Source organism: Brevibacillus fortis (assembly GCF_046196545.1).
Lineage (GTDB): Bacteria > Bacillota > Bacilli > Brevibacillales > Brevibacillaceae > Brevibacillus > Brevibacillus fortis_A.
On the sequence record NZ_CP176370.1, the window covers coordinates 3,978,220 to 3,996,595 of the forward strand.

Here is an 18,376-nt window from a genome sequence, read left to right on the forward strand (position 1 = left end):
AAAATAAAAATATCTTCTCTATTAAAAAACGAGCCTCTCTAAAATCTGAGGCTCGTTTAATTTTTATCCTTTAAGAAGCAGGTTTGCAATCACAACACGCTGAATTTCATTTGTTCCTTCATAGATTTGAGTGATCTTCGCATCGCGCATGAAACGCTCAACTGGATATTCACGAGTATAACCGTATCCGCCGAACACTTGAACAGCTTCAACGGTCACTTCCATGGCAATATCTCCAGCAAAAAGCTTAGACATCGCAGAGTGAAGTCCGTAAGAGATTCCTTGATTTTCTCGCCAGGCTGCCTGATATGTCAGCAAGCGAGCAGCTTCAATCTTAGTCGCCATATCAGCAAGCTTAAATTGGATCGCTTGTAGCGTAGAGATCGGCTGGCCGAACTGTACGCGCTCCTTGGAGTAGGCTAAAGCGTGATCGAATGCCCCTTGCGCAATCCCTACAGCTTGAGCTGCAATGCCGTTTCTTCCCCCGTCGAGCGTCATCATAGCAATCTTAAACCCTTCGCCAATAGAGCCTAGCATATTCTCTTTTGGCACGCGGCATCCTTCAAAAATAATTTCATTTGTTGCCGAAGAACGAATCCCTAACTTCTTCTCTTTCTTACCAATCTTTAGACCGGGGAATGTTTTTTCTATTATAAATGCAGCGATTCCTTTATGCCTTAACTCAGGATTGGTCTGAGCAAAAACGATAAAGACATCCGCATATTCTCCGTTAGTAATAAAAATCTTACTTCCGTTAATCACCCACTCATTCCCTTGTAAAACAGCAGTTGTCCTCATATTCGCGGAATCGGAACCGGATCCTGGTTCAGTTAAGCAGTAAGCACCCATCCATTGTCCTTTTGCCATCGCCCGAACGTATTTTTGCTTTTGTTCTTCCGTCCCAAATTTATATACTGGCCAGCTGGCAAGTGATGTGTGCGCACTTAGCGTTACGCCTACAGAAGCATCGATGCGAGAAAGCTCTTCAATCGCGATCACATAACTTAAGTAATCGGCTCCAGCGCCACCATATTCTTCACCCCAAGGGATTCCTAACAAGCCTATTTCCCCCATCTTTTGCCATATCGACATATCCCAACGCTCTTCTTCATCACGGTCTCCTGCTGTTGGTTCACACTCATTTCTAGCAAACTCACGTACCATCTTCTGCATCATTAAATGTTCATCCGATAAAATAAAATTCATAAATTCTCTCTCCCTTTCGAGTTCATAGTCTCATTCTGCTTCTACTTCCTCATGAGAAGTATCCGTAGTTAATTCACTACAATTCCAGCAGTAACTTCTTATCCTTTCCCAAATGGAGAGGGGCTCGTTACAATAAATACAACTGTCTATTTTTGCCATGGAAGGTACCCTCCTTTAGAATTGAAATCCTCACGACATGTCGTTACATGCATTCCTTTGGCTTAAACCATCAATAGACGGCTATTCCCTTTCACTAAAACGGAAAGAAATAATAGAGAAAGAAATTAGGTATTTCTTTCTCTATAGAAAGGAGTGGAAATGAAGCTCTCGTCACTAAAGTCAAGAGATTCCAGAGCTGAGCGCTCCTGCGAGCGAAGATCAGCAGGCTATCCTGTAGTTCGTACGGTTACATACGAAAGTGTTTTGGACGTCCTTTGACTTAGCTCCAAATCCCCCATCAACAGCCAATATTTGTCCAGTACAATATTTGGAAGCGGCAGAAGCGAAGTAAAGGAAAGTTCCTGCTAAATCATTTTCGCTACCTAATCTCCTAAGAGGAATAAGGGAAGAAAGGATAGAGCCAGCTTTTTGGACAAGAGTTCTTGGTACCTGTGGGTCATTCATGCCGATAGGGAAAGTTCCAGGAGCAATGGAATTCACATTTACGCCATGGCGGCCCACTTGACGGCAAGCTCCTCCGTTAAAGTCATAACTGCACCCTTACTTGTTGTATATGCAACAGAGTCTATAAATTCTGGGTCAGCACCTTTATATCCAGCGGCAGAATAATTTTTCCGTATTGGTTCTCGATCATATGTCTGCCTACAGCCTGACACATCAAGAATGTGCCTGTAACATTTGTATCAATCATCTCTTTCCACTGTTCTAAAGACATTTCATTCGCAGGCGATTCAGAAGCCGTTCCGCTGCTGTTTACTAAAATCTCGATTTTTCCAAAGTGAGAAATGTCTTTATCCACTCCCTGACGGACAGATACAGGATCTGTGACATGCAATGCCAAGGCAAGTGCTTGTCTTCCTAAAACTTCGATTTCTTTTACAACTTTGCCACAAACCTCTATTCGACGCGAACATACTACAATACTTGCGCCTGCTTCCGCCAAAGCCAGCGCCATGACATGACCTAACCCGGTACCGCCTCCTGTAACAAATGCTGTCTATTCTGATAAATCAAACATTTTTTAAAAGACATGTTATTTATCCTCCTAGGAACATAAGCATATGATTGATTTTTTTCTATAAAATGGACCGTAAAAATAATCTTGTTTTCCATTCCAATTAGTTCATTTCTTACATACGCCAAATCTTGGTTACCTTGCGCTGAAAAGGTTAAGGTTGTAAATGAATAATTGTACCTTGATGGAAAAACAATTGCCATCTTCCATTTCTCAATTTCCAAATAGAACTACGCAAAGTATGTCGATTTCTTGTTTCATCAATTATTTGATAAGTAGCCAGTACCGCATCGTCAGCCAAAGTATGCATATCAAAATTATGGAGAGTCATTTTAAAGACACCGCTGGCTCCAACAGCTGCTATGCAATCACTTTTCAAAAATATATGACCCATACTTCCAAATTCACGAAAATCATTTGCAAGCAGTTTATTTAATTCCTCAGGAGATGAGCGAACTTCTGGTCTTAACAATTGTTCCTCAAGTCCTCTAATGTGTTGTTTTAGATCTTTATCCATAATTTTCATCCCCAATCTAGTATTTTATTGTAAAGGTGATTAAACATTCACTTGTTCCCCTTCTTTTAGCGCTGTAAGACTCCGCTTTAAGGGACGCACAACGATCCAAAACAATAATCCAATAACCAACATGCTCAAAGAGGTTACTTGAAACGAATAATGATATCCAATTGCTTCAGTCGCAGCATTTTGGATGAGATAACCGAATACGAGTGGAGCAATAATACTTGCTGAACTTGAAAGAGCAATGAACGTCCCTTGTGCTTTTCCGATATTTTTGGGAGAAAAAAAATCCATCAATATGGCGGGTGCGAGTGAAAGGATGACATACGAAAGACCTGGAGCAATGGTAAAGAACAGTATCTTAAGATCAGTTGAATTCACGGCATTTGCCAGAAATATGCACACAGCGGATAGCACCATCATCAAACCTGCAAGATTTATTCGTGCTTTACGAATGTCCCCTGTTTTGCGATAAAGCCAATCTGATAGCATCGAAAAGCCAAGTTGGCAAATGGCAGCGAAAAGAAATGGTAAAGACACCGCTAGTTTTAATGTTGGGCCATTAAAATGTTGAATTTTGGAAAAGTATGCCGGAAACCATACCGCTTGAACGGACAGTAACCAATAGGCACAGCCTCCACACAAAACGGTAAAAACGAAATTTTTAGAAAAAAGATATGGGAGAAACTGACGCCAAGAAACCTTGGAGAGGGTTGATGAACGCTGCTCCTCTTGATCAAAGGAAGGCAACCCGATTTCTTGTGGACTTTCTTTACCGACAATCACCCAAAACCCTAGTACAATAAGCCCAAGAATACCCATGGCGATAAAAGCAGATCTCCATCCATATTGTTCGATCATGGAAATTAATAATGGCGAAGCAATCGCTGATCCGCCAGTTGTTCCTAACAGAACAGCGCCAAAACCGATACCATGTCTATGTTTTGGGAACCATTTTCCGATTATCACCGTTGATAGTGCAGGGGCTGGACCTTCACCTGCTCCCAAGATCATTCTGGTCAACACTAAGACAGACAAACCGGAAACAAACGGTGTGGCAAATTGAACAGCCAACCAAATCAATGACAGCCAAGTTAACATTTTTTTTGTGTTTATTGAATCGGCCATGCCGCCAAGTACGATAGAGGAAAAGATAAAGAACCAAAAAAAAGAACTCCCTACAAGTCCCCATTCGGAAGGACTTAATTGTAATTCCTTCATGAGGGGAACGGAAACTAAACCTATGACAATTTTATCGACTTGGTTGATCATCCCGGAAAGAACTAGGAATAATAATATGATCCAGGAATATTTTGGAGTTTTCGGCATAAAATCCCCCTTTTTTTCCATTAAGGGAACACCATTTCGTAATATCTGAAAAGGTACTCCCCATCACATGGCTCAGTTGGTGTTCTTATGAAACGGTCAATAAAGGTAAATCTTCAAGGTTTACGTTCAATTACTTCAAGTTTTCTACAATACCGCCGGCGGTTTTTTTACGTACAGGAATACCACCGCGACCCGGTTTACCTGTGTGCTCATCAATATACATCGCGAAATCTGATGCAATTTCCCGACCATTTGGCATCGTGAGCCACAATCTTAATAAATGACGTTTGCGTTCCGGTTCTTCATAGTCTTCGTACAGAGTACGTGAATGAAGCATTGTATAGTTATTGACGAATTGCATATCACCTGGTTCCATCATCATGTTATAATGCATATTTTCATCATGAAGAATGGAATCCAGCATGTCTAATGCTTCGATTTCAACTTTTGATAAATGAGTACCTGTTTTCACTTGTGCTGATTCAATAAATGTACGCACATATCTGCAGCTCAATTTACCATCGTAATAGCTAAAGATAGGTGAAGTAAATACGGGAGATTCACCCGGCGCTTCCTCTCCACGGCGATCAAAGATGAATGGACGATAGAGAATTCCGAGATACTCTGGGTATTTCTCCAGAATTTCGTTATAAACAGCCATCGAACTTATGATACTGCTAAAACCGCCAGATTTCGCTTTTCGAAGACTTAATAATCCGACGACGTCAGATCCATCTGCGTGAAAGGGAAGATGTAATTTCGTTTGGTAACCACGTACATTTGGATTTTCTAAACTGAGACCTTGATCTATGACGTGCCCTAAGACGTCACCTCTTGCATTTTGCGTTACCGGAATGCCCATATGAAGTCCAAGCCCCCAGTAAATGATGCTTGCTTCTTCATCCGTATACCTTTCGATCGGTAAACCACGAATTAATAGAAACCCCCTACCGTTCTCCAACTCGTCAACAAAGTAAGCAATTTCGTCAGAGAGATCCTGAATCGGGAAGTCTTCCTTGTTAAAATCAGGTGCTTGTAAACCCTTTTGCTTCACATGAAATAAAGCGCTTTCAAGCGCTGCAATCGTTTTTTCGGACAAATTATAGATCCATGAATCATCTTGTGCTAGATCAGTCCCTTTCCACGCTACTGCTCCTTGAATTTTTTCCTTTATAATGGATCCCATAAATACTCCTCCTTCAATAGTGCGGTTGGTTTCTTTAAATAGCGATTATTATGATTTTTATGAGTGTTTTGAAAACTTATCTTGATTATACTGATAAATTGTATTTAAATAAAATTATAGATTTTTACTTGCAAATAAGTATTTCTAATATTGAATAAAGAGGGAATGACTGTGAACCTTGAACAATTACAATATAGTGTTGAAGTCGCAAGACACGGCTCTCTGTCTATAGCAGCACAGAATCTTCATGTTACCCAATCCGGTATTAGCCAGTCCATTACCAACTTAGAAAAGGAGTTAGGGCTTAAAATTTTTAATCGGTCACGGGGACACGGAGCAGTACCAACCGATGAAGGTAGAATCATTCTGAAGCAAGCCTACGAAGTGCTGAGAAAACTTGAGGAAATAAAAGAAACAGCTAACTCATTCAACTCCACGGAAGTGGGGGAACTAAAAGTGTCTTCTGCACCTGGGATGACGACGCTTCTGGTAAAAGCTATTGCTGCTTTTAGACATGATTATCCTCACGTAAATGTGGAAGTTGCCGAAAAATGGGCCCCTACTGTGATTGAAGATGTTCGTCAGCATAAGACCGACATTGGATTGATTACGTATTCAACTAATTGGAACATAAACTTGGAAGGAATAGCTTTTGAAGCACTGCTTGAAGGGAGACCGAAAGTATACGTTTCTAAGCACTCTCCATTAGCATTTCTTAGTACCATAACTCCGCATGAGTTACTTGATCAAACTTTGGTCACATTTAACAGTGAATCAATGCAGTGTTTTGTTCAAGATTTCTTTAACAAGTACAAACCCTTGAGAATTTTATTTACAGCAAATAACATGGAGGGAGTTCTCCAGGCGATCATTGATGGTTTGGCTTTTACATTTGCTCCTGATTTCCAAATGAAAAACTATCACCCTGTCATAAAGGGTGATATCATTGCTATTGATTTGGTGAATCATGGGCCTGTCAATATTTCTATCGGGTTGGTTAAATCAGAGGTGAAACATTTATCCACCTTTGCTAACAAGTATATTCATTATTTAAAATCTGAAATCATTAAGAGTTAAGACGTAACATAAAAGAGAAGCACCTCCGTACGATTACGGCAACGGCTTCTCTTTTTCATGTCTACCATTTAAAATTTGGTTACATCTGTAGGTTCAATTCCTTCGGCCGCACAGTAGTCATGGTATCTTTTCAGGAATGATTCCCAATTATCTCTCGCAATAATTTCGCCATTCTCACCCAAATAGTCCAATGTTCCTTCTACGATATTTAAGGTAATAACATCTTCATCCCCTAAGCCTTGCGGTGTATGTTTGGAGCCAGCAGGTTCATATACGATATCACCAGCTCTGGAGATCCAATCATCCTCAAGATACCTCCAGGATCCCTGGATGGTATACACAATGACTGTACCAGAATGAAAATGAGCAGGAAGTTGCATACCAGGGGGAACTTTTAATATGGTAAGATTTTGTCCTGTCACCGGGTTGGCCTTAAGCAGCTTAAATTTCGCGTCTCCAAAATAAGGAATCCAAGGCAAATCGTCTGGACTAACATGATTGGCAGCCAATGCTGCTACATCTTTCGCATTACTCATTTATATCCCCTCTTCCAATAAAAAGTTTTGGCGCTCTTCGCAAATTATTAACGCTTTCAAGTTTGTGATTTTATTTACTATTGCGAATTAACTGACTTTAGTATACTTAGAATTTTGCATTAAATAAAATTATTATTTTTAACTTGTAAGTAAGTTGAACTAATATGCAGCATTGGGACATGAAAACACACGGATGACCTTAGATACATACAGTCACTTCCCGCTTAGAGGATTTTCAGCGCCGTCCACACATACCCGTCTGCATCGCGATTTAAAAAAAGACTTCTTAAGCAATGGGTTGTTGCCATCCAAAATCAGAGATTTATCTCAATGGTAGTACTTACCCTCATCGGTAAATGTGATATATAAAATGGATGTTTATACTTTTATCTTCACGTTTGGAACCTTCTAGTCTAAACTCTTTTCTGTTCTACCAATCACAAATAAGCCCTTCTTTAAATTCTTCACCTTGGTAATTATCTGTTAGTTTCACTTTTCCGGGGAACTAAACTACTTCTTTGGCGAAGTAGTTGGGTTAAATAATGTACAGGCGGAGATGTCTAATATCCCTTGCTATAGCAGCGTTTTTTAATTATGTACACATATATTCGTCTGTCTTCAGGCCATCTTGGCCAGTACCTTGTTCTCCCCGATACCTACCCGACAGTTGATTCCCGTCTCCATCCAGACGCGCTGCCGAATCTGTGCAGCCATCTGTAGCGGATCACCAAACAGATGGACGCTGCCTGTCACGTCGAGAAACTGCTCGTCGATCGAGTACGGCTCCACCTTGTCTGTAAATGCTTCGAATATGCGAGTGATTTGCATGGAGATGCGAATATACATCTCCATGCGCGGACGAACAACGACGAGCTGGCGACACTTTTGCTGCGCCTGCCACAGCGCTTCGGCCGCGACCACTCCGTATGACTTGGCAATCGGACACGCTGCCAGCACGACTCCGCTGCGCCGCTCTGGATCACCTGCGACGACAATCGGCTTGTTTCGCAGCTCTGTATTGGCCCCTTTCTCGATACTGGCATAAAAGCTCTGCATGTCGATCAAAAACACGATCCGCTTGTTCGCATTGGACACACAATCATCCCCTAAATAAGAACTTATGTTCTCTCGTTACTTTGTTCTTATTATAGCAAACAAACGTTCGCTTTTATGCCTGTCTCGCGCAAAAAAAAGTTGGTAATTATTTCTTCCCGGATAAGCACACGTCGGTAGGTGTTCCGCAAGCGAGAACGAATCCAATAAGGGGTTACTTTTTCACGACAGGAATCCAGATTTCGCTTCGAAAGGTTGGTGATGAAATCTCTTTATTTTCGTTCCACAAAATCTCCGGACCCTCCGCCTGTTCATAACCAGAGGATAAAAACCATTCCGAATAAATCCGGGCCCAGACATCTTGCAGCGTATCTGGAAAAGGACCAACTGCTTCGAATACCGCCCAAGTGGAAGCAGGAACTTCGAGTACTGCCAGATTGTCAGGACAAGCTTTTGTAGTGGCTACGCCGATATAGTGATCGAGCTCGCCATATTCCAGCCGACCTTCTGAAAAGTTCGTGGACGCACTGAGCAGTCCAAGTGGCTTGACATCGGATAGCGACTTCAGTTGCTGAATCGTCTCCATATCTAATGAAGCCCACATGGCCGCAATCTCTGGATTGACTCCACGATAAATCAACGGGACTCTTTTTTTCAGACCCACAATGCGAAATGCCTCTTTTTCTTCCATACGGTAGTTCATGGCACTGCCTCCTTTAATGGATAGATGAAAGGTCATTCGCGGATAAGCCTTCAAGGAATGGCCGATGTATCTGGCTTCTGTCGGAGTGACGCCATGCACATTCTGAAAAGCTCTGGCAAAGGAATCAGCCGATCCGTATCCGTATTTGATCGCAATGTCAATGACCCGCTCGTTGCTGTCCGCAAGCTCAAAAGCTGCAAGCGTAATGCGCCGACGCCGGATGTACTCGGATAGCGGAACACCAGCGAGAAAAGAAAACATCCTTTTGAAGTGATATTCGGAGCAACAAGCCACCCGGGCGATTTCTTTATAGTCAATCTCGCTGGTCAAATGGTCTTCGATGTAGTCCAGAGCCTCATTCAGCTTTTCAAGCAAATCCATGGTAATGACCTCTCTTTCTCCCTCAGAATAGCAGATGCAAAATCGGGCGATCCGACATTTCGTGCACGATTATGACGGGTCGACCTTATGAAAAACACCAATTGAAAGGAGCTCTATCATAATGACAACCCCTTCCCCCCTGCTCCCCCAAGTCGGAGCCGTTTTTGTAGCCGTCAGCGACATCGAGCGCGCACGCGACTGGTACTGCCGCCTGCTGGGCATTCCCGCGGACGGCGAGATTATGTTTGGGCATATATACTGCATTCCCTTACAAAGCGGACTGACGCTCGTTTTGGACAGCAAAATCTTTCCGAAGCGCATCACAGATGATGCTCCGTTGTTTCATTTCAACACACAGGATATTGAAGCCTCTTATGCATTTCTTAAGGAGAGCGGAGTGGAAGTCGTCGTTCCTATCCAGCATGGCCACTGGTTCAACTTCCGCGATCCTGACGGCAATCTGATCATGATAAGCAAATGTTAAGCTGAAAAGGAGATACTCGCATGACCATCCACTTACGCCGCACTACACCGGCAGACATTCCATTCGTATGGGAAGTAGAAAATGCGCCAGAGAATACCCCGTTCATTATCCCGTGGAGCGAAGAGCAGCACCACCACGCACTTGGCAACCCGGACATCCTCCATATGATTGCCGAAAAAAAAGAAACAGGCCACCCCGTCGGCTACGTCATCATCGCCGGGCTGACCAATCCTCATCAAAGTATTGAACTCATGCGTATTACAATCGCAGTGAAGGGCGAAGGCTACGGTCGCAACCTCCTGCGTCAGATCAAGCATTGGGCCTTCATCGAGCAAAAAGCCCATCGACTCTGGCTAGATGTAAAAGAAACGAACGACCGCGCCCGCAGCCTTTACGTATCGGAAGGCTTTCACATAGAGGGCACCTTGCGCGATTGCCTGAAATCAGGCGATACTTACGAGTCCTTGATCATTTTATCGATGCTCGCAACGGAATATGATGCTTAAGGGGCAAGTGGATCCGGAGTCGTGATATACAGCCATTTGCCGTCGTTGCTAGCTCCCAAAATAGATACACTTGCTGGCAGTCCTTTCACCAGCACAGATTGTTGCTTACGATCGGCATCGAACAGGAAGAGCGACGATACAGACTCCGCTCCTTGTTCAGCTTTTTCCCAATCGATATAAACCAAATGGTGAGTCCCTGGAATCCATATCGCATCTGGTTTCATTTCCATCAGTTTGACGTCGCCTTTAAACACCCCTGCATTCCAATACATTTGATAGGCGCCATCTGTCGACTGGATATAGCCAGACCAAGCTTCTTTGGGAACGGGTGGGTTCCAGCTAATCACCTTGCCTGATTGCCAATCGTAGCGTTGACGAAGCTCTTCAAAGCTTTCTTCCTCTGTTCTCATTTCAAACGTGGCGTAACGTCCATCATCCATAAAACTGACGGGCTGGACTTGCCCATTCATCTCATCTGTTGGAACCCATCCTTTGATTACACCTGGGAGGCGCCGTTCTTTTCCAGTCGCCAAATCGTACACGACCAGATCGAGATCCTTTTTCTGCTCGGTCTTGCCTACTGCCATCAATACATGCTTACGATCATGGCTAAAACTGGCTCCATGTACGTATCCATCTACCTTGACACGAGTGGCAAACTCGCTTTTCGGTACTTCTGTCCCTTTCGGTGGATGAGCGAAGAAGAAGCCTCGACGATCTGCCATGAAGTCGCCTGCACCGCTATAGTTGTCAGTCAGCTCTACTGGATAAGCAGTCAGCTCTCTTGTTTGTGTGTCATAAATCGAATACAGCATAGGGAAACGCGCATCGCACTCGCAATATTCTGTAAATCGCTCCAGCAACACATACCGTTCCTCAGGGTCGATAAACTCCATGGGAGTCCTGACGGCAAAGTCCGTCATTTTTTCTTTCACCTTGCCATCGACGGAGACTCGCCAAATCTGAGACGGGGCAAACACCACCGCCGAGAAATCATTCGTATCGTCAAACACGGTTCCCTTTACCGTCTTCGCTCCTGCTACGTTTATAACATATTCCGTCCAGCTTCTGTCTTTGGCAAGCGTATCAGGAAGAGTAGCCAGCAATTGCAGTTGACGGTCGTGCACCCAGTGAAACGTAAAAATCGGCTCCACGTAGCCCAAGTCCTCTTTTTTGGTCTCTTCTTGGGCATTTTTGCGGATCGCTGCTTCGACTGTTCCACGGTTTACGGCTTCTTTAAAAAAGAGGGTGTATGCCTGTGGTGCAGGTCCCACGACCGTTCTCCGAGGAGAGCAGAGCTGTGGATCATCGTTTAGCTGAATGACCACGTCTTCTTTCATCGCCGCGTAGTCGTAAGGCAGTTCCTTTTGCTTCCATTCCTTTGTCGTTTGGCTGGTCGTATGGGATGGGCCAGTCTGAGCAATCCGACTGTCCGTGGAAGTTGCTTGCGCGAAGTCGGATCCTGTCATGATAAGCAATGCGAACACAATGGACATACTCATTCCCCGAATTTTTCGCAAAGACAAAAAACTCGCCTCGCTTCCTAGAAAAATTTTCCTTACAGAGGATAGACGTCGATAGCCTGCTTAAAGTTTCACCCCACAAAAGAAAAAAGCCTCCCACACGCTTGAAGTGGGAAAGCCTTCCTTCCTTATTAATCGAAGACGACACCGTCCAGTACGCCCTCATTCTTCAAATAGTCTCGCAGCCAGTGATACTTTTCGTCGCGCCAGAAAGAGTCCTCTGCTACCAGCTTGACAGTCTCCTGTCTCGCTACCTCCAGCGCTTTGTAATCACTTAATAAATCAGCGACTTTAAACTCCGGCAAGCCGCTCTGCTTTGTTCCGAAAAAATCACCCGGTCCGCGCAATTCTAAATCGCGCTGCGACAGCTCAAATCCATCCGTCGTCTCGCACATGACACGCATCCGCTCTTTTCCGATCTCGGATTTCGGATCGGCGATCAGCACACAATATGACTGTTCAGAGCCACGTCCTACGCGCCCACGCAATTGGTGAAGCTGAGCAAGACCAAACCGCTCCGCATCATAAATGACCATATAGGTGGCATTTGGCACATTCACACCAACCTCTACGACCGTTGTACTGACCAGGACAGCGTGCTCTGCCGCAAGAAAGGCTTGCATGACTGCATCCTTTTCCTTCGCTGGCAGTCGCCCATGCATCAGGCCTACGCCGAATTCAGGGAAAATGTGTGTGAGCTGAGCATGTACATCAATCGCATTTTGCACATCGAGCTTTTCGGATTCCTCAATGAGCGGACAAATCACATAAGCCTGTCGTCCTTTGCGCAACTCATCCCGCATTTGCTCCAGCACAGCCGGAAACTGATCATGCTTTTTCCATGTCGTCTCAATCGGTTTTCGCCCCGCAGGCATTTGATCAATCGTCGAGACGTCCATGTCGCCAAATGCCGTAATTGCCAGTGTTCTCGGAATTGGCGTTGCAGTCATAAACAAGACATCAGGTGACAAGCCTTTATTCCGTAAAATTCGCCGTTGCTCCACACCGAATCGGTGCTGCTCGTCCGTAATCACGAGACCAAGACGGGAGAAAAAGACATCCTCTTGAATGAGCGCATGGGTGCCGACTATGACATCGATTAACCCCATTTGCAGAGAGCCGATGACTTCGCGTCTACGTTTCGCGGTCAGTGAGCCAGATAAGAGCGCGACCTGAATGCCGTAATCAGACAAGAGCTTCGTCAACGACTGCACATGCTGCTCGGCGAGAATCTCCGTCGGTACCATCAGCGCTCCCTGATAACCTGCTTTCACCGCAGCAATCAGCGCGATAGCAGCTACGACGGTTTTCCCAGAGCCTACGTCCCCTTGCAGCAGCCGATTCATCGCATGAGGGGCCCGCATGTCATCCAATATTTCTTTTACCACACGTTTCTGCGCATCTGTCAGCGGGAACGGTAATCCTTTGACAAATTCCCGGACCTCTTCCATCGGAATCGCCAAAGCAACGCCTTCCGTTTGCTGCCGATTAATCTTGCGCAGTGTTTGCATTTTCAACTGGAATAAGAAAAGCTCCTCAAACATAATCCGTCGCCGGGCTTGACGACCATCTTCCGCATTTTCAGGAAAATGAATCGAATGAAAGGCATGTATCCGCGGCATCAGTCGGTAGCGCTCCACGATATCCGCAGGAAGGATCTCAGGAATCTCCTTGCCGTACTGACGCAACGCCTGTTGAATGGTTTTGCGCAGCAGTGTATGCGTCACATCGCCGCCAAGTGGATAGACAGGGGCGAGCTCGCCTCGTTTTGTCGCGCGTTCGGAGTCTACTTCTGTCATTTCGCTCACAGTGATTTGTAGCTTGTGCTTGTCCCATTTTCCTGTGACGAGTATTTCCTTGCCTGGCGAAAGCCTGCTTTTGACAAACGTCTGATTGAACCAGACCGCCGTCACCACGACACGATCCATAACAACCTTGACCGACAGTCGTGATTTTCTTTTTCCATAAAAACGAACAGAGGGTTCGCCGTACACCGTACCTGCCAGCGTGACCCTCTCTCCGTCTTTTACTTCTGTCAAATCGCGCACACGGTAATCTTCATAGCGAGACGGGAAATACTCCAGCAAATCACCAATGCTGTTGATTCCCAGTCCTGCAAATGCCTTCGCCCGCTCTTCCCCTACCCCGTGCAAAAGGGAGACGGGCGATTGATATGCACCAGCCATCCTACTTCTCCATCCGTACGCCGAACACTTTGGCTTCGATCATGCGGCCCGTTTGCGTGGCAGCAAGACCACCCTGTGCGGTTTCCTTCAGGGTAGTCGGCATGGCGCAGCCGATTCGGTACATGGCATCGATAACTTCATCTGTCGGGATTACGCTCTTGATGCCTGCCATTGCCATATCTGCGGCTACCGTCGCAATCGCTGCTCCCATCGCATTTCGTTTCACACAAGGCACTTCAACCAGTCCGGCTACGGGGTCACAGACCAGACCGAGCATATTTTTCAACGCGATCGCCACTGCTTGGGCAGATTCCTCAGGCGTACCGCCAGCCATTTCTACAATCGCCGCAGCAGCCATGGCCGTTGCAGAGCCCACCTCTGCCTGGCAACCACCCGCAGCACCCGAAATGAATGCGTTATTGGCAATGCAATACCCGATAGCGCCTGCTGTAAACAAATAATTGACCATTTCCTCACGAGTCGGCTGCAGCTTGTCGGATACAGCAAACAGCGTCCCTGGTACAATGCCGCATGCTCCTGCTGTCGGCGTTGCGACAATCGTGCCCATTGCTGCGTTTACTTCGTTAACCGCCACAGACATCGAGACAGCATTCAAAAGTGTGGGACCGGACAAAAACGTCTTGGTCTCCATATATGTTTGCAGCTTCTTCGCATCGCCGCCCGTCAATCCGCTATGCGAGCGAATATCTTCGGTAAGCCCACGACGTACTGCTTTTTCCATCACATCGAGGTTGGCGTACATATCTTGCATAATGGCATCCCGACTGCGCTGGGAAACTTCCATTTCTGCTTCAATCATCACCTCGGAGATCTTCTTCCCCTGGGATTCGGCCAACTCTACTAGTTCAGCCACATTACGAAACATCTGGTTGTTCACTCCTCTAATCCTGCTCGTCCTTTTGCTTAGTTCAATGCGAGCAGGGATCCGTCAAAGATATGGGGAATTTGACGAATTTCCTCCAGGACTTCCGGGGAGATCGTCGAATCCGTTTCGATTGCCATCAAAGCACGCGAACCGCGTGTGTGTCGAGACACTTCCATGAGCCCCACATTAATGTTGTGCTGGGTCAGCACCTTCGCCACAGCCGCAATCATCCCAAAGCGATCTTCATGCAAGACCAAGAGCGTCGGTGTATCGAAGCCCAACTGAAAGGAAAATCCGTTTACTTCCAACACTTCGATCTTCCCGCCACCAATGGAAACACCAACGAGTTCAATCTGATGCTCATCATCAGACAGCTTGATCCGCGCCGTGTTCGGGTGCTCTGTCAAAACCTCAGAAGTGGACAGCTTCACTTCCATGCCAGCTTTTTCTGCAATCACCAGCGAATTTTTCAGACGCAAATCCGACGTGTCAAAGTCAAGAATTCCTGCCACTGTCGCCACATCAGAGCCATGTCCTTGATATGTTTTTGCAAATGAGCCGTAAAACACAATCTCTGCTCGCAAAGGCATTCTGCCAAACAGCTTGCGAGCCACACGACCAATACGGGCTGCACCAGCCGTATGGGAGCTAGATGGCCCAACCATGATTGGACCGATAATATCAAATACGCTTTTGTACTTCAACCGGTTCTCCTCCTGAATCACAAGGGGTTCAACAAGATTCCCTCTCATTGTATCCTACAGCCTTTGAAAGCGCTACAGAGGAAACTGTACGTAAAGCAATCATAACCGATTTATGCTGACAACATGCGGTTAAATCAGGCTATATGAAAAAACTCCCTCTGAAAAGAAAGGATCCGTAACAATTCTTTATCGCTGATCAACGCCGATAATCACCAGAACCTCTGTACAAAAAAGAAGCCCCCTACCTCAGGGAAGCTCCTCTCCATACCATATATACCTTACCTATCTTTTACCATAACGATCCCGAGTAGACCTGGACCTGTATGCGTACCGATCACGGGACCAATCTGTTCCAACCAAGAGTCCGTTACCGTAAACTCTTGCTTGAGTCGCTCCAAGAGCTCAGCCGCTTGATCTGGAACACTGCTGTGCAACATAGCGATTTTCACAGGCTCGCCTTTCGCGTATTCCTGCAAAGCTTCAAATACGCGATTCAGAGCTTTCTTCGTCCCTCGTACCTTGTCAAAAGCAGACACGTACCCAGCGGTATCAAGTGTCAAAATCGGCTTGATATTCAAGAGCGAACCGATGACAGCGGATGCTTTTCCGATCCGTCCGCCTTTTTGCAGGAACTCCAGAGTATCCACAATAAAATATACCTGCACCTCATCCAAATAACGATCAATCTGATCCAAAATCTGCTCCTTGTTCTTGCCTGCTTGTGCGGCTTTGGCAGCCTCCACGCAGATCATTCCATGAACAAACGAAGCTTTGCGAGAATCGATCACCGTAATGTCGATATTTTCATCCAACATCGACTTGGCGATCATCGCTGATTGATACGTACCCGATAAGGAACCCGATAAGAGTATGGCAATGATTTGCACGTCCTTACCATATTTCTCATAAATCTCTTTGTATGCTTCGGCAAATTCAAGCGGAGACGGCTGCGAGGTCGTCGGCATCACATTCGATTGCTTCAGCTTATCAAAAAACTCCGAAGACGAGATAGTGACTGCGTCCACATACGTTTCCGCCCCAAACATGATTTTCAACGGGACGGCCACGATCCCCAATGACTGCCTCACAGACGCATCGATATCAGACGCGCTGTCGGTAAGAATCACAATTGGCATTCTCGATCGCTCCTCTCCCTATTCGTTCGTATTCAAAAAGTTGGCTTTTACTCGACAGAAAAAATGAATGGATACAACGGTTGACCGCCTGCCTGGATCTCAACTTCCACATCCGGGTATGCATCGGACAAAGCTTTTTCTAAAGCATGAGCCTGATCTTCTGTCGCATCTTCTCCTAAGAATATCGTCACGATCTCGGAGTCTTCATCCACCATTCCCAAGAGCAGCGTCGTTGCGCATGCTAGCAAGTCGGGGCCTGCTGTGACGATTTCTTTCTCAGCCATGCCGATAAAATCGCCTTCTTTGATTTGTACCTCACCCATTTGCGTGTCGCGAACCGCGTGCGTCACCATACCTGTTTTTACCTGGGCAATCACCTTGGTCATCGCTTGCACGTTCGCTTCCGGTTCAACATCTGTGCGGAAGCTGACCAGTGCTGCCAATCCCTGCGGAATGCTCTTCGTCGGTACAACAGATACAGGAACTTCAGCGAGCTCGGATGCCTGCTGTGCTGCCATGATGATATTGCTGTTGTTTGGCAGGATGATGATGTGCTGGGCATTCAGTCCTGCGATGGCCTTCATGAAGTCCTCTGTGCTCGGGTTCATCGTTTGGCCGCCCTCTACTACCACATGCACACCCATGCTGCGCAGAATCGTAGCGATTCCCTCACCAGCAGCTACCGCGATCAATCCGTATGGAAGCAGCTCTGTAGCAGGTTGAGCAGCTGATTCTGGCTTCGCCTGTCCTTTGCTCTCTTCCGCTTTTAAAATGTTCGCATGCTGCTCGCGCATGTTTTCTATCTTCAGTCGATGCAGGCTGCCGAATTGCTGCGCGTATTGTAGTACGCTTCCCGGATGCTCTGCATGAATATGTACCTTGACAACTTCATCATCAGAGACGACCAGCAGTGAATCGCCCATCGTATCCAGATGGCTGCGGAACAGCGCTTCTGAGAACGGCTTCTTGTTCGCCTCGGTGCTATGCGCGACATGAACCATAAACTCCGTACAGTACCCGTACGTGATGTCTTCTGTTTTCATGTGGATTTGTGCATGATGTTGCTCAGAAATGAGCTTGTCCAGCTCTTCTTGACCGATTTTGGGTACCGAACGCTCACGATCGGCGGATAGCTCTTCCCCGCGCAATGCTCGCAAAAACCCTTCATAAATAAACAACAGACCTTGTCCACCTGAGTCGACTACGCCCACTTCTTTGAGAACAGGCAGCATTTCCGGCGTACGCAACAGCGTAGCTTGCGCCTGCTCGTATGTTTTTTCCATGACAGAGATAATATCATCTGACGTGCGCGCTGCACGCACAGCCATCTCCGCCGCTTCACGGGCAACAGTCAAAATCGTACCTTCTACCGGCTTCATCACTGCCTGATACGCAGAGTCAACACCAGCTTTCAAGGCATCGGCAAACTGACGGGCGTTAACCTCATCTTTTCCATTGACTGATTTGCTGAAGCCGCGGAATAACTGGGACAAAATCACGCCGGAGTTACCGCGCGCGCCCATTAACAGACCTTTTGCCAAAGCAGCTGCCGATTCAGTGATTCGGGGGGATTCTTTTCGAGTCAACTCCTCCACACCGGAAGAGAAAGTCAAATTCATGTTTGTCCCCGTATCGCCATCCGGCACAGGAAAGACGTTTAATCCATCCACTACTCTGACGTTGTCGGATAAAAGGTTCGCCCCCAGGTAAACCATCCGGCTAAACAGCACGCCATCTAGACGCGTATGTACCAACTGATGTTCCT

General features: G+C 46.1%; 17 protein-coding genes and 1 pseudogene. 3 read left to right on the forward strand and 15 right to left on the reverse strand.

Annotation, left to right across the window (positions count from 1 at the left end; all coding sequences use genetic code 11):
• Positions 1–63: 63 nt before the first annotated feature.
• From ACKKE8_RS19750 to ACKKE8_RS19775, 6 genes are all read right to left on the reverse strand, one after another.
• The gene (locus ACKKE8_RS19750; protein WP_409174544.1) at positions 64–1,206 is read right to left on the reverse strand and encodes an acyl-CoA dehydrogenase; all 1,143 of its coding nucleotides are present in this window, start codon (positions 1,204–1,206) and stop codon (positions 64–66) included.
• Positions 1,207–1,584: 378 nt separating this feature from the next.
• Positions 1,585–1,887 (reverse strand): SDR family oxidoreductase, encoded by a 303-nt coding sequence (locus tag ACKKE8_RS19755; RefSeq protein WP_409174545.1) that lies wholly within the window; start codon positions 1,885–1,887, stop codon positions 1,585–1,587.
• Between the two features lie 64 nt (positions 1,888–1,951).
• The gene (locus ACKKE8_RS19760) at positions 1,952–2,341 is read right to left on the reverse strand and encodes an SDR family NAD(P)-dependent oxidoreductase (RefSeq protein ID WP_409174546.1); all 390 of its coding nucleotides are present in this window, start codon (positions 2,339–2,341) and stop codon (positions 1,952–1,954) included.
• A 214-nt stretch (positions 2,342–2,555) separates the two neighbouring features.
• Positions 2,556–2,918: a DUF4440 domain-containing protein gene (locus tag ACKKE8_RS19765; protein WP_409174547.1), complete on the reverse strand. Its 363-nt coding sequence runs from the start codon at positions 2,916–2,918 to the stop codon at positions 2,556–2,558.
• Between the two features lie 39 nt (positions 2,919–2,957).
• A complete protein-coding gene (locus ACKKE8_RS19770; RefSeq protein ID WP_409174548.1) occupies positions 2,958–4,250 on the reverse strand; it encodes an MFS transporter in 1,293 nt (430 codons plus the stop codon).
• 130 nt (positions 4,251–4,380) lie between these two features.
• The gene (locus ACKKE8_RS19775; protein ID WP_409174549.1) at positions 4,381–5,436 is read right to left on the reverse strand and encodes a TauD/TfdA family dioxygenase; all 1,056 of its coding nucleotides are present in this window, start codon (positions 5,434–5,436) and stop codon (positions 4,381–4,383) included.
• Positions 5,437–5,601: 165 nt separating this feature from the next.
• Between ACKKE8_RS19775 and ACKKE8_RS19780 the strand changes: the two genes are divergently transcribed.
• Positions 5,602–6,513 (forward strand): LysR family transcriptional regulator, encoded by a 912-nt coding sequence (locus tag ACKKE8_RS19780; protein ID WP_409174550.1) that lies wholly within the window; start codon positions 5,602–5,604, stop codon positions 6,511–6,513.
• Positions 6,514–6,581: 68 nt separating this feature from the next.
• Here the strand turns inward: ACKKE8_RS19780 and ACKKE8_RS19785 are convergent, their stop codons facing one another.
• From ACKKE8_RS19785 to ACKKE8_RS19795, 3 genes and pseudogenes are all read right to left on the reverse strand, one after another.
• On the reverse strand, positions 6,582–7,049 hold the full coding sequence (locus tag ACKKE8_RS19785; RefSeq protein WP_409174551.1) for a 2,4'-dihydroxyacetophenone dioxygenase family protein: 468 nt from the start codon (positions 7,047–7,049) through the stop codon (positions 6,582–6,584).
• Between the two features lie 621 nt (positions 7,050–7,670).
• Positions 7,671–8,144 (reverse strand): annotated as a pseudogene (gene polYB / locus ACKKE8_RS19790) (DNA polymerase IV); the annotation flags it as partial.
• A 172-nt stretch (positions 8,145–8,316) separates the two neighbouring features.
• Positions 8,317–9,186, reverse strand: coding sequence for a GyrI-like domain-containing protein (locus tag ACKKE8_RS19795; RefSeq protein ID WP_409174552.1), 870 nt, complete (start codon positions 9,184–9,186; stop codon positions 8,317–8,319).
• 121 nt (positions 9,187–9,307) lie between these two features.
• Between ACKKE8_RS19795 and ACKKE8_RS19800 the strand changes: the two genes are divergently transcribed.
• Both ACKKE8_RS19800 and ACKKE8_RS19805 read left to right on the forward strand, forming a co-directional pair.
• Positions 9,308–9,670 (forward strand): VOC family protein, encoded by a 363-nt coding sequence (locus ACKKE8_RS19800; RefSeq protein WP_409174553.1) that lies wholly within the window; start codon positions 9,308–9,310, stop codon positions 9,668–9,670.
• Between the two features lie 20 nt (positions 9,671–9,690).
• The gene (locus ACKKE8_RS19805; RefSeq protein WP_409174554.1) at positions 9,691–10,176 is read left to right on the forward strand and encodes a GNAT family N-acetyltransferase; all 486 of its coding nucleotides are present in this window, start codon (positions 9,691–9,693) and stop codon (positions 10,174–10,176) included.
• On the opposite strand, the gene ACKKE8_RS19810 is transcribed toward ACKKE8_RS19805, so the two are convergent.
• From ACKKE8_RS19810 to ACKKE8_RS19835, 6 genes are all read right to left on the reverse strand, one after another.
• Entirely contained in the window at positions 10,173–11,702 is a 1,530-nt protein-coding gene (locus ACKKE8_RS19810) for a hypothetical protein (protein ID WP_409174555.1), read from the reverse strand. The two genes, ACKKE8_RS19805 and ACKKE8_RS19810, sit on opposite strands and share 4 nt — an antisense overlap.
• Before the next feature lie 128 nt (positions 11,703–11,830).
• A complete protein-coding gene (gene recG, locus ACKKE8_RS19815; RefSeq protein ID WP_409174556.1) occupies positions 11,831–13,885 on the reverse strand; it encodes an ATP-dependent DNA helicase RecG in 2,055 nt (684 codons plus the stop codon).
• 1 nt (position 13,886) lies between these two features.
• Entirely contained in the window at positions 13,887–14,771 is an 885-nt protein-coding gene (gene sdaAA, locus ACKKE8_RS19820) for an L-serine ammonia-lyase, iron-sulfur-dependent, subunit alpha (protein WP_047068155.1), read from the reverse strand.
• Positions 14,772–14,809: 38 nt separating this feature from the next.
• The gene (gene sdaAB, locus ACKKE8_RS19825; RefSeq protein ID WP_409174557.1) at positions 14,810–15,475 is read right to left on the reverse strand and encodes an L-serine ammonia-lyase, iron-sulfur-dependent subunit beta; all 666 of its coding nucleotides are present in this window, start codon (positions 15,473–15,475) and stop codon (positions 14,810–14,812) included.
• Positions 15,476–15,753: 278 nt separating this feature from the next.
• Positions 15,754–16,611, reverse strand: a complete 858-nt coding sequence (locus tag ACKKE8_RS19830) for a DegV family protein (RefSeq protein ID WP_409174558.1) — start codon at positions 16,609–16,611, stop codon at positions 15,754–15,756.
• A 47-nt stretch (positions 16,612–16,658) separates the two neighbouring features.
• Complete coding sequence (locus ACKKE8_RS19835; protein WP_409174559.1) at positions 16,659–18,365, reverse strand: DAK2 domain-containing protein; 1,707 nt, start codon at positions 18,363–18,365, stop codon at positions 16,659–16,661.
• Between the last annotated feature and the right edge of the window lie 11 nt (positions 18,366–18,376).